This is a genomic window from Stenotrophomonas forensis, assembly GCF_028752115.1.
In the GTDB taxonomy this organism is placed as follows: Bacteria; Pseudomonadota; Gammaproteobacteria; order Xanthomonadales; family Xanthomonadaceae; genus Stenotrophomonas; species Stenotrophomonas forensis.
Genome location: NZ_CP082270.1, coordinates 87,815 through 102,222, shown reverse-complemented (window position 1 = coordinate 102,222; position 14,408 = coordinate 87,815). Strand labels below are relative to the sequence as shown.

12 protein-coding genes are annotated in these 14,408 nt (G+C 69.8%); 8 read left to right on the top strand and 4 right to left on the bottom strand.

All coding sequences use genetic code 11. The features are described 5' to 3' along the window. Positions 1–7: 7 nt before the first annotated feature. Genes K5L94_RS00450 through K5L94_RS00435 form a run of 4 tightly spaced genes read left to right on the top strand, consistent with a single transcriptional unit; the run spans position 8 to position 5,980 of the window. Positions 8–904: a DUF58 domain-containing protein gene (locus K5L94_RS00450; protein WP_180878580.1), complete on the top strand. Its 897-nt coding sequence runs from the start codon at positions 8–10 to the stop codon at positions 902–904. Then, positions 901–2,022 carry a BatA domain-containing protein gene (locus K5L94_RS00445; RefSeq protein ID WP_274511571.1) on the top strand — a complete coding sequence of 374 codons (1,122 nt, stop codon included), beginning with the start codon at positions 901–903 and terminating at the stop codon, positions 2,020–2,022. The genes K5L94_RS00450 and K5L94_RS00445 overlap by 4 nt, the downstream gene beginning before the upstream one ends. After that, entirely contained in the window at positions 2,019–4,175 is a 2,157-nt protein-coding gene (locus tag K5L94_RS00440) for a hypothetical protein (protein ID WP_274511569.1), read from the top strand. The genes K5L94_RS00445 and K5L94_RS00440 overlap by 4 nt, the downstream gene beginning before the upstream one ends. Next, positions 4,172–5,980, top strand: a complete 1,809-nt coding sequence (locus K5L94_RS00435; protein WP_053448429.1) for a hypothetical protein — start codon at positions 4,172–4,174, stop codon at positions 5,978–5,980. Before K5L94_RS00440 ends, K5L94_RS00435 begins: the two co-directional genes overlap by 4 nt. 71 nt (positions 5,981–6,051) lie before the next feature. On the opposite strand, the gene K5L94_RS00430 is transcribed toward K5L94_RS00435, so the two are convergent. Both K5L94_RS00430 and K5L94_RS00425 read right to left on the bottom strand, forming a co-directional pair. Further along, entirely contained in the window at positions 6,052–6,726 is a 675-nt protein-coding gene (locus K5L94_RS00430; protein WP_053448428.1) for a hypothetical protein, read from the bottom strand. A 40-nt stretch (positions 6,727–6,766) separates the two neighbouring features. Continuing rightward, positions 6,767–7,291 carry a hypothetical protein gene (locus K5L94_RS00425; RefSeq protein ID WP_053448427.1) on the bottom strand — a complete coding sequence of 175 codons (525 nt, stop codon included), beginning with the start codon at positions 7,289–7,291 and terminating at the stop codon, positions 6,767–6,769. Between the two features lie 266 nt (positions 7,292–7,557). Here K5L94_RS00425 and K5L94_RS00420 point away from each other — a divergent pair, with 266 nt between their 5' ends. The 4 genes from K5L94_RS00420 (at position 7,558) to K5L94_RS00405 (ending at position 11,948) form a co-directional block, all read left to right on the top strand. Continuing rightward, the gene (locus K5L94_RS00420; protein WP_053448426.1) at positions 7,558–7,956 is read left to right on the top strand and encodes a hypothetical protein; all 399 of its coding nucleotides are present in this window, start codon (positions 7,558–7,560) and stop codon (positions 7,954–7,956) included. Between the two features lie 93 nt (positions 7,957–8,049). After that, complete coding sequence (locus tag K5L94_RS00415; RefSeq protein ID WP_274511565.1) at positions 8,050–10,539, top strand: DEAD/DEAH box helicase; 2,490 nt, start codon at positions 8,050–8,052, stop codon at positions 10,537–10,539. Further along, positions 10,536–11,558 (top strand): ribonuclease H-like domain-containing protein, encoded by a 1,023-nt coding sequence (locus tag K5L94_RS00410; RefSeq protein WP_053448424.1) that lies wholly within the window; start codon positions 10,536–10,538, stop codon positions 11,556–11,558. Before K5L94_RS00415 ends, K5L94_RS00410 begins: the two co-directional genes overlap by 4 nt. A gap of 75 nt (positions 11,559–11,633) precedes the next feature. Further along, a complete protein-coding gene (locus tag K5L94_RS00405; RefSeq protein ID WP_053448423.1) occupies positions 11,634–11,948 on the top strand; it encodes an I78 family peptidase inhibitor in 315 nt (104 codons plus the stop codon). 42 nt (positions 11,949–11,990) lie between these two features. Here K5L94_RS00405 and K5L94_RS00400 read toward each other — a convergent pair whose 3' ends face one another. Continuing rightward, positions 11,991–13,991: a M56 family metallopeptidase gene (locus K5L94_RS00400; protein ID WP_053448422.1), complete on the bottom strand. Its 2,001-nt coding sequence runs from the start codon at positions 13,989–13,991 to the stop codon at positions 11,991–11,993. A 3-nt stretch (positions 13,992–13,994) separates the two neighbouring features. Further along, positions 13,995–14,381, bottom strand: a complete 387-nt coding sequence (locus tag K5L94_RS00395; RefSeq protein WP_053448421.1) for a BlaI/MecI/CopY family transcriptional regulator — start codon at positions 14,379–14,381, stop codon at positions 13,995–13,997. Positions 14,382–14,408: the final 27 nt, after the last annotated feature.

Sequence of the window (14,408 nt, the reverse complement as noted above, 5' to 3'; positions counted from 1 at the left end):
TCCAGGCGTGAGTGCAGGCATGCCGCTGACGTTGCCACCGGAACTGCGTGCGCGCCTGCGCATGCTGCGCCTGCGGCCACGCCTGGCCAGTGGTGCCAGCGGCATCGGCCAGCATGCCAGCCGCAGCCGCGGCGCCGGCCTTGAGTTCGCGCAGTACCGTGCCTACGAGCCGGGTGACGAGCTGCGCCAGATCGATTGGAAGCTGTACGCGCGTTCGGATCGCTTCTTCGTGCGCGAATCGGAACGCGAAAGCCCGATCACGGCCTGGCTGCTGCTCGATGCCACCGCCTCGGCCAGCCAGGCCGATCGCGCAGCACCACAGCGCACGCGCCTGGACCATATGCGCGGCGTGGCCGCCTGCCTGGTCGAACTGGCCCTGCAGCAGGGTGACCGCTTTGGCCTGCTGGTGATCAATGGCGATGGGCTTCAACTGGTGCCTGCCGCCAGCGGTGCGCGACAGCGCGACCGGGTACATCTGCAGCTGCATGCGCTGCAGGCGCGCGGCAGCTGGCCCGCCGCCGATCGACTGCGCCCCCTGTGGGAGCGCGTGCGCCCGGGCGACCTGCTGCTGGCGATCGGCGATGGTTTCGATGAGGCGGGCATCGTCCTGCTGGAGCAGCTGGCCAGCGCGCGCCGCGAGGTGGGGCTGCTGCAGATCCTGACGGCCGACGAGCGGGATTTCCCGTTTGATGCCGGCCATCGTTTCCGCGATCCCGAAACCGGCGACGAACTGCTGGGCGACGGCGCGGCGATCCGCGCCGACTACCTGCAGCGCTTTGCCGCTGCACGCACCGCCTTGCAGGCGCGGCTGCAGGCCGGCGGCATCGCCCATGCCAGCGGCTGGCTCGACCAGCCGCTGGACCAACCGCTGCAGGCGCTGTTCGGCCGTGGGAGCGGCGCATGAACCTGTTGTTCCCGCTGGGCCTGGCGGCGCTAGCCACCTGGCTGCTGCCGCTGCTGATCCACCTCGCCCGGCGCCATCCGTATACGCCGCTGGATTTCGCCGCGCTGCGCTGGTTGCGCACACAGATCCGGCCGCGCCAGCGCATCCGTTTCGATGATTGGCCGCTGCTGCTGGTGCGCCTGCTGTTGCTGGCCGCGCTGGCCCTGTTGCTGGCGCGGCCAGCGTTGACCGGCCCTGCCCCGCTCCCCGCGGCGTGGACGGTCGTGGCACCGGGGTTGGACGCGACCGCACTGCGCGGCACCGCCGAAGAGGGCAACTGGCACTGGCTGGCACCCGGCTTCCCCGCCATCGATCATGCGCCACCGGTATCCAGCGCATCGCTGCCCAGCCTGTTGCGTGAACTGGACGCACAGCTGCCCGCGGGCACCGCGTTGACCGTGCACGTTCCCGATCCCTTGCCTGGCCTGGATGGCGCCCGCCTGCAGCTGTCGCGCGACGTGCAATGGCACACGCAGCCGATGCCGGTCACACCGCCGCAGACGGCAGTGGCACTGCCTCGACTACGCGTGCACGGCGAGGCATCCGCCACTACCCAGCACTGGTTGAACGCACTGCAGCGCGCGTGGGGCGTGCAGGCACTGCCCTCGCCCTTGGCGGAGGATGTTGTGCCCGAACGCGGCGAGATTGGCGTGTGGAGCCGCAACGATGCACTGCCGGCGAACTGGCAGGCGTGGCTGCGCGACGGCGGTCTTGTCATGAGTGCCGGCAAGCCTGCTGCCAGCGCCCGCATCCTGTTGCGCGACGCCGAGGGCGTACCGCTGCTATGGCAGCAACGCATCGGCCAAGGCCAACTGCTGTCGTTGCCCGGCGACTGGAATGCCGCCAGCAACGCTGCGCTGCGCGATCCGCAGTTGCCACGTGCCCTGCTGCTGGCGCTGCAGCCGCCCACGGCTCCGCGGCTGGGCGATGCACGTGACCAGGCGCCGCACCGGGCCGCATTGCCTGCTGTAACACCACCGCCGCGTGAGCCGACGCCTTGGCTGTTGCTGGCCATCGTGCTGCTGTTCGCGCTGGAACGCTGGATGGCCAGCAGTGCCCGACGCCGGGTGGCCGCATGAACACCCTGCAGCACGCCTGGCAACGCGCGCGCCGCCGTCGTGCGCTCATCACCCTGCTGCTGGGCCTGCCGTGGGCGCTGGCCGCAACGGTACTCGCGCTGCGCCTGGCGGGTTTCGATGTCGCCTGCGTGGTCGGCACGGTCAGTTTGCTCGCCTGCGCGGCCTTCGCCACGGCACGTGCCCGCCAGCTGGACCGGCAATGGCTGCAGCGCCAGCTCGATGGCAGCGGTGCCAGCGAGGACAGTGCCGACCTGCTGTTCGCCGATGCCGACACACTCAATCCGCTGCAGCAGCGCCAGCGCGCGCATGTGCTGGCCACGCTGGAGCGCACGACACCGGACCTGCGTCCGCGCTGGCCGCGCAGGGCGCTGGCCCTGAGCTGGATCGCAGGCCTGGCCATCGTTGCACTGGCAGTCGGCTGGCCACGTTCCAGCCCCAGCTCCGCGCCAGCCCGTACGGCGGCACCTGGCAGCACGGCCGCCGCGGGCCCCCTGCACCTGCAGTCGACGCGCCTGCGCATCGACGCACCCGCCTATACCGGGCAAGCCACGCTTTCCCAGAACGCGCTGGATGCCAAGGTGGCCGCCGACAGCCGGCTGTCGTGGTCGTTGCGCTTCGACCGCGCGCCGGACAAGGCCTGGCTGCAGTTCCACGATGGCCGACGCCTGCCGCTGAGCGCACAGGACGGACAGTGGCAGGCCCACGATGTGGCACGCGCGCCAGCGCTGTACCGCGTGGTGAGCGAACCTGCGCTGGCCGAAACCCGTCTGTATCGGCTGGATGTGGTGGCCGACCGTGCACCCAGCGTGCGCGTACTGGAGCCCGCGGCCAGCCTGGTGTTGGGCACGCCCGGGCAACGCCAGTGGGCGCTGCGCTTCGAGGCCAGCGACGACTATGGCGTGGCCGCGCAGGCAACGCTGTCGATCACCACCACCCAGGGCAGCGGCGAGAACATCACCTTCGTGAGGCGCAGCGTCGGCCTCACGGGCAGCGGCGAACCGACTGCACGCCGCTTCGCGCATACGCTCAACCTCGCCGCGCTGGGCGCGCAACCCGGCAACGATGTGATCGCCCAGCTGGAAGTGCGCGACAACCATGCGCCCACGCCGCAGACCGGGCGCAGCAGCAGCGTGATCCTGCGCCTGCCCAGCGCCGAGGTGGCACTCGGTGCCGAACTGGAAGGCCGCATCAAGAAGACACTGCCGGCCTACTTCCGCAGCCAGCGGCAGATCATCATCGATGCCGAAGCCTTGATCCGGCAGCGCCGCAGCCTGGCTGCCGAAGACTTCGTGAAGCGCAGCGATGCGATCGGTGTCGACCAGCGCATCCTGCGCCTGCGCTATGGCCAGTTCCTGGGCGAGGAAAGCGAAGGTGCACCGAAGCCGCCGCCGACCAGCGACCTGCCCACCAGCGATACGCCCGCCGCAGACGACCACGATCACGACCATGGTGCCGAGGCCGGAGCGCACGATGAGCATGGCCACGATCACGGCGGCAAGTCTGCCAACGCCGATACGCCACCGGTGTTCGGCAGCGCCACCGATGTGCTCTCCGAGTATGGGCATACCCACGACCATGCCGAAGCGGCCACCCTGCTCGACCCACAGACCCGCGCCACGCTGAAGGCCGCGCTTGACCAGATGTGGTCGGCCGAGGGCGAGCTGCGCCAGGGTCGCCCGGAGCAGGCGCTGCCGTTCGCCTACAAGGCGCTCGGCTTCATCAAGCAGGTGCAGCAGGCCGAACGCATCTATCTGGCCCGGGTTGGACCGGAGCTGCCACCGATCGATGAAGGCCGGCGGCTGGGAGGCGATCGTGCCGGCTTGGCAAGCCGTGAACTGCCTTTGGCCGCACGCGCGGCACCGGACCCGGCCATCGTTGAAGCCTGGCAACGTCTCGGCGACGCCACCGGCACGCCAGATCTCGATGCGCTGGCCGGCTGGCAGCAACGCAATGCCGCCTACCTGCCCGACGCTCTGGACCTGGCTGCGGCCATCGAGCAGCTGCGCATCGAACCCGGCTGCCGCGACTGCCGCCAGCGCCTGCGTGCGCAGTTGTGGCGTGCGCTGCAGCGACCGCTGCCGCAGGCGATGCGGCGCAGCGCGGCCGATGCAATGGGCCAGCGCTATCTGGACGCGCTGGAGGCTCAGCCATGAATGCCTCCGCTGTGAACCTGTGGATTGCACTGGCACTCGCCCTGATCGTGGTCATCGCCAGCGTGCGCCAGCTGCGTGGAAACACCGCGCACCCTGGCCGCCGGTGGATCGTGATCGCACTGCAGATCTTCGTCGCCGCGCTGCTGTATTTCTGCCTGGTGCCGCCCACCCGCCAGCAACCCGCAGGCGGGCTGGTCGTGCTCGGAACCGATGCCGGCAAGGCCGGCGCGCTCCCGGCCAGCGAAGGCCCGCTGTTGCTTTTGCCCGAAGCTGCCGACGTGGCCGGCGCACAGCGCGTTCCCGACCTGGCCACCGCGCTGCGCCAGCATCCGGCGTCCACACTGACACTGGTCGGTGCAGGTCTGGCCGCACGTGATCGCGATGCGTTGTTGCCGCCGGATGTACGTTGGCAGGCGGCACCGGAGCCGCGCGGCTGGATCGCGCTGCAACCACCGGCCGATGTCGCTCCCGGTGCTCGTTTTGACGTCCAGGCACAGGCGCGTGGCGTGGCCAAAGCAAAGGCAGAGCTGCTCGACCCCGCCGACAGCGTGGTTGATCGCACGGACGTTGCCGAGGACGGGCGCGTGAAGCTCAGCGGCATCGCCCGCGCCGAAGGCCGCAGCGTGTTCCAGCTGCGCCTGCTCGATGCCGAAGGCCATGTGGTGGACAGCGCGCCGGTGCCGCAGCAGACCCTGCCGGCCGCCCCCATACGGCTGCTGGTGCGTGCCAGTGCGCCGGGCCCGGAGTTGAAGTACCTGCGCCGCTGGGCCGCCGATGCCGGCATCCGCGTGCAGGTGCAGGCCGATACCGGCGCCGGGCTCAGCGTGGGTGATGGCGCGGTTTCGCTCGATGCTGCAACACTGGCACGCAGCGACCTGCTGCTGCTGGACGAACGCAGCCTGGCAGCGTTGAGTGCAGGCCAGCTGGCCACCGTGCGCCAGGCGCTGCGCGAGGGACTCGGCGTGCTGGTGCGCAGTGCAGGCGCGCCTTCGGCCAGCGCGCGCCAGCGACTGCACGATCTGGGCCTGCCGGTGCAGGGCGATGGCAGCAGCCGCCTCCTTGAACTTCCCGGCGATGGCGAAAGCACGATCCTCGCCGCACGACGCGGCCCGCTCGCCGCCGGCACGTTGCCGACCGGCTACGGTGAGGAGGCCGACCGCCGTTCGCACAGTGCCTCCCTACCCGCGCTGGAAGTCCTGGCGCTGCAGGTGCCGGGCAGCAGCGCGCTTCTGCAGGATCGTGCTGGCACCGCCATCGGCGGCTGGCGCGCGGCTGGCAAGGGCCGCATCGGCCTGCTGCCGATGACCGACAGCTGGCGCTGGGTGCTCGCCGGGCGCGACGACCGCCACGGCGAACTGTGGAGCAGCGTGGTGGCCACGCTGGCGCGTGCACAGGGCAGCGCTGATGCGCTCTGGTCACCGCAGCCGATCAGCTGGGCAGGCGAACGGCAGACGCTGTGCGGCGTGCAGGCGCCGCTGCAGGTCTTCAACGAAGGTGGCGACGGAGTACCGCTGGTCGTCGATGGCGCGACCTCGACCCTGCGCTGCGCCGGCTGGTGGCCACGTGACGCAGGCTGGCAGCGCCTGCAGCATGGCGACAGCATCGTCTGGCGCTATGTGTTCGACCCAAGGGCCGCGACCGCGCTGCATCGTCAGGTAATGATCGATGCGACTACTCAGGCGTTGGTCTCCAGCACGCCGGCGAACGCATCAGTGATGCAACCCGTGCCAGGATCGCGCTGGCCGTGGTGGCTGGCGTTCGTGCTGTGCGCCTCGCTGCTGTGGTGGCTGGAACGGCGGCGCTGAATCCAGCGATGGGATCGCAGACAGCATCCACGCATGGCGTGGATCTACTGGTCCCACCCTTCATCCCTCTTTCAACGCTTGCCGGCGCGCCGGTACACGCCATTGAAACGCACGTTCATGCCACCGCACTCGCTGTTGTCGGACACGATCAGTACGTCCCCCAGTGAATGCACGTGCACCCTGCAGGTGTCCTCGGCAAATTCCACATCCGCACCGCGAGGGATCGCGCGCGCTTCCACCTGGCCCAGGTTCGGCCCATACGGGCGCTGTTCCGGCGTGGGGTTGGCCGAGGGCCAGTAGGCATCGCCTTCCACCTGCAGCTGCCCACCCTGCACCGAAATGCGCAGGCCATTGTCGCCATCCTTCCAGTGACCCACCCAGTCCTGCAGCGAGGGGGTCGCCACCGGCAGCGGCTGCAGCGTGCTGCGCTCCACCCAGCCCGCACTGCCGCCCACTCTGTTCGGGAAGTACGCGCAGCGGTAGCGGCCGAGGTCGCGCCCGGTCACCACGACATCGCCGTTCACTACGTAGCTGCGCTGCCGGCAGGCCGGCTCGCCCTTGGCCGGGCAGCCGTCCATGTCACCGAGCAGGTACAGGCGTTGCGTGCCCACCACCCGCGCCAGTGCGAACTGGCTCTGTTCGGAGGGGAATGCACCGTTGCGGCACGCGCCGTCGCCGGCGATGCCGGCAGCGAAGGCAGGGATCGGCAGCACGGCCGCCAGCAGGACGAACGAACGCAGCAACATGGCAACGCCCCCATGGAGAAGGCCGAAGGATATACCGTCGCTACTTCACCGGAGGCGTGTCGCCGCCGGCATCCTGCTGCTGGGAGAACCGCAGCGCGCGCCGCTGCTGCTCCGCACTGAGTTCCGGCGGTGGCCGCGCCACGGCGGCCTGGATCTGCGAGGGTCCACCCGTGAGCTTGTTCACACCCTTGGCGGCCGCCATCACGCCCTTGACCACGCCCATCATGATGTAGCCGCCGCTCATGCTGACCTGTTCGGGCGACGGCGGCTCGCTCCAGTCGCGGCTGAAGCGGTTGTCACCGAACTTCACCGGGTTCTTGAAGCGGTACAGGTCCAGCGGCTGGTCGTCTTCGGGCTTGAGCGCCCGCACTTCGCCGAGGGTGGTGACGTTGTCCTGCGGCGGGGTGGTGGACACCGGCGCGGTGGTTGCCGCCGCAGCATCTGCGGGGGCAGCGGGCGCGGGATCGGGCACCGGCACGGCCTGCTGCGCGTGCGCGCGCGCAAACCCAACCAGCAACAGGCCAGCCAGCAGTGCGCCCTGCGATCCACGTCCTGCCACCGCCATCCACCCTGTTGGTTGCGTCCTGTGAACAAGGATACGGATGCGGGCTTCAGATTTCGTTGGCGTCGGCAGAGGCATTCAGGGTGTGTCACGCCTGGCCGATGCGCGGCCAGCACCGCCGAAGTTTGCAACGAACTTCATTCCCCCCGCGGGGCGGGGCCTGCATCCTGTGCTGTTCCCGCTACGGCCCCCCCCATGTCAGCTCCCTCCACCCTCCTACCGCCGCACCCGTTCGCCTGCTGATGTCGCGCGCAGCAGTGCTGGTTGGCGTGGCAATCCTGCTGGCGATGGTCGTGGCGGCCATTGCCGAATGGACGGCACGCGTGTGCAGCAGGCTGCGTGCGCTGCGCAGGGCCAGCGTGCTACGCACATTGAACGCTGACGAGGACGCCGCTCTGGCGCCCCTGCGCGCAATGACGGGCATCGTCCACGACGATCAGGTTCGATTGCTGCGCGGCGCGTTCATAGGGGGCGCTTACCGCCCCAGGCACCCGTTCAACGATGGCATGCTCGGTGGCATTCCCGTGCTGTTTCCGTCCGCTGCACGCGACCACATGGCCGCCTGGAACGAAGCGGAGGTGGTGCTTGCCGACCGTTGGGCGGTCATTGTCCGCCTCAACGGCGTGCAGATCGCCCCCCGATCACGCTCACGGCGCGTCCGGCACTGAACGGTTCACGCCCTTCGCGCGCGATGTCTCACATCCTGAGACGTGAATATGGTGCCATGTGACCCCTCGAAAAACGTCCCGGCTCCACTTTCCATGGCCTACGAACTCGCCAAGCGCACCGCCGATGCCGAGCAGAAGCTCGCTACCCGCGACGGCCTGCCCGCCCGCGACGGTGCCCTGCTCAGTGCGCGCCTGCAGCGCCGCTACCAGGACCGCATCACCGGCAGCTTCGCCATTCCCGGCCGCGAAGGCCGCTACGCGCCTATTCCCGATGCGGTACCGCCCGCCCTGGCCGCGGCACTGAAGGCACGCGGCATCGAGCAGCTGTACAGCCACCAGGCCGAGGCCTGGGAAGCCAGCCAGCGCGGCGAGCATGTGGCCATCGTCACCCCCACCGCCAGCGGCAAGTCGCTGTGCTACACCCTGCCGGTGGTCAGCGCGGCGATGCAGGACAAGGCCAAGGCGCTGTACCTGTTCCCCACCAAGGCACTGGCCCAGGACCAGGTGGCCGAGCTGCTGGAGCTCAACCGCGCCGGCGACCTGGGGGTGAAGGCCTTCACTTTCGACGGCGACACCCCCGGCGACGCGCGCCAGGCTATCCGCCTGCACGGCGACATCGTGGTCTCCAACCCGGACATGCTGCACCAGGCGATCCTGCCGCACCACACCAAGTGGGCGCAGTTCTTCGAGAACCTGCGTTACATCGTCATCGACGAAGTGCATACCTACCGCGGCGTGTTCGGCAGCCACGTCACCAACGTGCTGCGCCGGCTCAAGCGCATCTGCGCGTTCTACGGCGTGCAACCGCAGTTCATCCTGTGCTCGGCCACCATCGGCAATCCGCAGGCGCATGCCGAGGCCCTCATCGAGGCGCCGGTCACCGCCATTACCGAGTCCGGCGCGCCCAGCGGGCCCAAGCAGGTACTGCTGTGGAACCCGCCGGTGATCAACCCAGACCTGGGCCTGCGTGCCTCGGCGCGTTCGCAGAGCAACCGCATCGCGCGCATCGCGATCAAGTCCGGGCTGAAGACCCTGGTGTTCGCGCAGACGCGGCTGATGGTCGAGGTGCTGACCAAGTACCTGAAGGACATCTTCGACCACGACCCGCGCAAGGCACCGCGCATCCGCGCCTATCGCGGTGGCTACCTGCCCACCGAACGCCGCGAGACCGAGCGTGCGATGCGCGCCGGCAACATCGACGGCATCGTCAGCACCTCGGCGCTGGAGCTGGGCGTGGATATCGGCAGCCTGGACGTGGTGATCCTCAACGGCTACCCCGGCAGCGTGGCCGCCACCTGGCAGCGCTTCGGTCGCGCCGGCCGCCGCCAGCAGCCGGCACTGGGAGTGATGGTGGCCAGCTCGCAGCCGCTGGACCAGTACGTGGTGCGGCATCCGGACTTCTTCGCCGAGGCCTCGCCCGAGCACGCGCGCATCGCGCCGGACCAGCCGCTGATCCTGTTCGACCACATCCGCTGCGCAGCCTTCGAGCTGCCGTTCCGGGTCGGCGATGGCTTCGGCCCGATCGATCCGGAAGTGTTCCTGGAAGCGCTGGCTGAAACCGAGGTGATCCACCGCGAAGGCGAACGCTGGGAATGGATCGCCGACAGCTATCCGGCGAACGCAGTCAGCCTGCGTGCGGTGGCCGATGGCAACTTCGTGGTGGTCGATCGCAGCGATGGCCGCCAGCAGATCATCGCCGAGGTCGACTATTCCGCTGCCGCACTCACCCTGTACGAGGGTGCCATCCACATGGTGCAGTCCACGCCCTACCAGGTAGAGACGCTGGACTGGGAAGGCCGCAAGGCCTACGTCACCCGCACGCATGTGGATTACTACACCGACAGCATCGACTTCACCAAGCTCAAGGTGCTGGACCGCTTCGACGGCGGCGTGGCCGGCCGTGGCGATTCGCACCATGGCGAGGTGCACGTGGTGCGCCGCGTCGCCGGCTACAAGAAGATCCGCTACTACACCCACGAGAACATCGGCTACGGCCCGGTGAACCTGCCCGACCAGGAACTGCATACCACCGCGGTGTGGTGGCAGCTGCCGCAGGCGCTGTTGCTGCGCGCGTTCGCCAGCAAGCAGGATGCGCTCGATGGTTTCCTCGGCGCGGCGTATGCGCTGCACATCGTCGCCACCGTGGCGGTGATGGCCGATGCGCGTGACCTGCAGAAGTCCGTGGGCAACGGCGATGGTTCCTGGTTCGCGATCGCCGACCAGAGCGGCCGTGGCCAGCTGCGTGGCAGCGAGGGCGACCCTGGCGTTGTCGAGCTGCTGCAGGAGTTCGTGCCCACTGTTTACCTGTACGACAACTTCCCCGGTGGCGTTGGCCTCAGCGAGCCGCTGTGGCAGCGCCAGGCCGAACTGGTGCAGCGCGCGCGCGAACTGGTGCAGCGCTGCGACTGCAAGGCCGGCTGCCCGGCCTGTGTCGGCCCGGTTCTGGCCGCGCAGGAAGAGGATGAGACCTCGCCGCGTGCGCTCGCGTTGCGCGTGCTGGATCTGTTCGATGCTGAAGCCTGCCAGCACGTGCCCGACGTGGTGGTGACCATCCGCGACCCGATGGAGCTGCTGGCACCGTGAGCCTGAGCCTGGACAAGCTGCGCCTGCTGCGGAAGCAGGCCGGCGACCCGAAGGCGAGCACGCCGGCCGTGCCCGGGCCGCCACCGACGGTGCCGGCCCCAGTGGCCGCCAACGATGCACGGCAGCCACCGGCCGAGCGCTCGGTATTTGCCTGGGTCGAGCAGGAGATCCGCCACAAGCCGACCGGCGCGGCGGCGCCGGTTGCGCACCCCGCACCGCTGCGTCGGCCCGAGGTGGGCAGCCTGCATCGCCTGCTCGGCCTGCGCACACGCGGCAGTTCCGCACCGGTGCGAGCCAGTGCGCAGGATCGCCAGCTGCCCGGAGAGGAAATCGCGCCGGGCCTGTTCCTGATCGAGTCGCTGCAGGCGCAGCCGATTCCGGCACAGCCGCTGTCGCTGGATTTCGCCCGCCGCGAAGGCGAACACGTATCCCCGCGCGACCTGCTGTTCTTCGATACCGAAACCACCGGCCTGGCCGGCGGCACCGGCACCCGCGCCTTCATGATCGGGGCCGCCGACTGGCATGCGTGCCCGCAACGCGGCGAAGGCCTGCGCATCCGCCAGCTGCTGATGGCGACGATGGCCGCCGAGGACGCGATGCTGGCCACCTTCGCCAGCTGGCTGCAGCCGTCCACCGTGTTGTGCAGCTACAACGGCCGCAGCTACGACGCGCCGTTGCTGAAGGCGCGCTACCGGTTGGCACGCCAGCGTTGCCCGATCAGCGCGCTGGACCATGTCGATCTGCTCTATCCCACTCGCCGCCGCTATCGTGGGACGTGGGAGAACTGCAAGCTGTCCACCATCGAACGCCAGCTGCTGCGCGTGGTGCGCGAAGACGACCTGCCCGGCTCGGAAGCCCCGGGCGCATGGCTGCGTTTCCTGCGTGGTGGCGATGCAGTCAACCTGCGCCGGGTGGCCGACCACAACCACCAGGACGTGGTGACCCTGGCCCTGCTGCTGCAGCGGCTGGTGCACGAAGAACAGCGCGAGCGCGAGACGTTGGCATTGGTCGGGCAGTAGCGTGAAACCCCGTTGACATGCCCTGACGGGGAGGGCGGCGACACTGGCGCCACCATCCACGCGTGGAGCCCGACAATGCGCCTCAGCCCCCTTGCCCTGCTTGCCATCCTGCCGCTGGCCGCCTGCAGCCACGCCGGCAGCAGCACCACCCACGACGCCGCGCCAACGCCAGTGGCCGACGCCGCGCACGAATGCAGGCCGGAGGCGCTCGAGGCCTTCACCGGCAAGACCGCCGACGAGGCCACCCTCAAGAAGCTGGTGGCCGACAGCGGCGCGCGCAACGCGCGGGTGGTCAAGCCGGGCATGGCGGTGACCATGGACTTCCGCCAGGACCGCGTGACCGTGCAGGTGGACGGTCAGAACCGGATCGAGCGCGCCAGCTGCGGTTGATCGGCCTCGGGGAGGGTGCCGGCCAGCGGCCGGCACCACCGATCAGAGCCGCTCGGCCTTGCCGCTCGCCAGTGCACGCGCGATCACCTGCTGCGCCTGCCGCGACGCCTGCTCATGCACGCGTGCCTGGCGTTCACCCAACGCGGCCTGCTGGCTGCCCAGCGCCGCCTGGCGGCTGGCCAGTTCAGACTGCTGGCTGGCCAGGCGCTGCATGCCGCGGGTGTGGCTGGCCCGCGCGGTTTCGTTGTCCACTTCCTGCATCGCACGACGTGCCTCTGCGGCGGCCTCACGTGCAGCCTCACGTGCAACGGCCGCATCGTTGGTCGCGCCCCGCGCCGCCTTCGCCGCTTCTGCCGCCGCTTCGCGGTTGATGTCATGCGCTGCCATCGCGCTGCGCGCAGCCTCGGCGGCGGCCAGCGCCATGCGGCGTGCCTCCTCACCCTGCAGGCGGCCCATCTCGCCCATCTGCTTGCCGAGTTCGCTCTGCTGGCGACCCAGCGCACTCTGCTGGCGGCCCAGTTCGCTCTGCTGGCGGCCCAGATCCGCCGCGCCGCTGTAGGCACGCTGCAGGGTCTGGATCATCATCGGATCACGCACCACGTAGCGCTTGTCGCCCTGGCGGAACCACAGCGCCGGGCCTTTGCCGAGCTGCCTGCGGGCGACCGTCACGTCGTCCATGCCGCCGTTGGCGAAGGTCGAATCGCCATCGACCAGCACGAAGGCCTGCGGCGGCGATTTGCCCAGGTCCAGGCGGCCGTAGGTGGTGATGGAGGTCGTGCGGGAGGTCGTATGTTGACTGTGCATGCCGGTATCGACATCGACATCCGCATCCACGTCGACCGCCACATCTGCATCATCCGGACCTGACAAGGCCTCAACCCCAGCCGGCTCGGCAGGCGGCGCGGGCGCCACCGGCACGGCCGGAACGCGCGCGGACGAAGGCGGTGCGGGCGGTGCTTTCGGAGCCTTCGGCGGCGGCGGCACCACGGCCTTCGGTGCCGCAGGCGGCGCGGGCGGTGCCGGCGGCACCGGCGCGGCAACCAGGCGCATCGGCGCCACACCCACCACCAGCACCACAGCGGTCAACGCCATCGCCAGGATGCGCGGACAGGCCCGGCGCGGCTGCAGCGACATCAGGCGGCGCTTGAGACTGGTGGTGCTCGGCGCGGCACTGGCCACGCCCAGGTGCGGCTGCGGTGCCACGCCCAACTGCAGCAGCAGGCGACCATAGGCCTGGCGGCTGGCGCCGTGCTGGCCGACCACTGCCGCATCCACCGCTTCCTCGCGGGCCTGGGCGTATTCGCGCACCGACAGGCGCAGCAGCGGGTGGAAGAAGAACAGATGCTGGGCCAGCGCCGGCAGCAGGCCCCACTGCAGGTCACGCCGCTGCAGATGCTGCAGCTCGTGGGTCAGCGCCAGGTCCAGCGCATCGCCCTGCAGGGCGTTGTCGCCGGCCGGCAGCAGCAGTACCGGACGGAACGGCCCGACCAGCTGCGGCGAGTCCACCTGCGTGCTCATCCACAGCCGTGGTGCAGGGCGCACGCCGTGCGCTTCGGAGGCCAACTGCAGGGCCTGTACCAGCGCCTCGTCCTGGCAGGGATAGGCCGCCGCGAGCAGCGCGCGGCACTGGCGCCACTCACCGAAGGTGCGCCATGCCATCAGCAGCACGCCGGACACCCACAGCGCGGCCAGCGCAACGGCCCACCACGCCACCGCCGGCACGTCCGCGGCAGGCATCGGCATCGCGGCCAGCAGCTGTGCAGAGGCTTCCGGGGCCAGCGGGTAGATCATGTCGGCAGCCACATCGGTGGCGGTCATCGCCACTGCCTGCGGTGCCGGCAACCAGGCCAGCTGCAGCGGCTGGCTCCAGAACAGGCCGAGCACGGCCTGCAGCGACACCAGCCACCACAGGCGGCAGCGGGTCGCCGCCGACAGCGACGGCAGCGCGCGGCACACGCCGTACACCAGGGCCACCAGCAGCACGGTCTGCAGGCTGGTCCAGCCCAGCCGTTCCAACAACGGGATCAGCATCGTGGTGTCCATGGCTCAGCCCTCGTGGCGACGCGATTGGAGTTGGGCAACCAGCGCTTCCAGCTCGGCCAGTTCGTTGTCGCTGACCTGCTGGCGCTGCGACAGGTAGGCCACGAACGGCGACACCGACCCCTGCAGGGTGTTGTCGACGAATTGGGCCACGGCACCCTGCAGCACGCTCTGCGGGCCACGGGTGGCCTGGTAGCGGTAGATGCCGTCCTGCTGCCGGCGCTGAAGATACCCCTTCGCGCGCAGCCGCTCCATCATCGTCAGCACAGTGGAGCGGGCCAGGCCACGGGCTTCGCCGTAGCCGCTGGCGACCTCGCCGACGCTGGCCGGCGCATGTTCATCGATGTACTGCAGCAGGGCCAGTTCCTGGTCCCCGATCGTCTTGCCACGCATGACACCACTCCCTTGACTACACGTGTC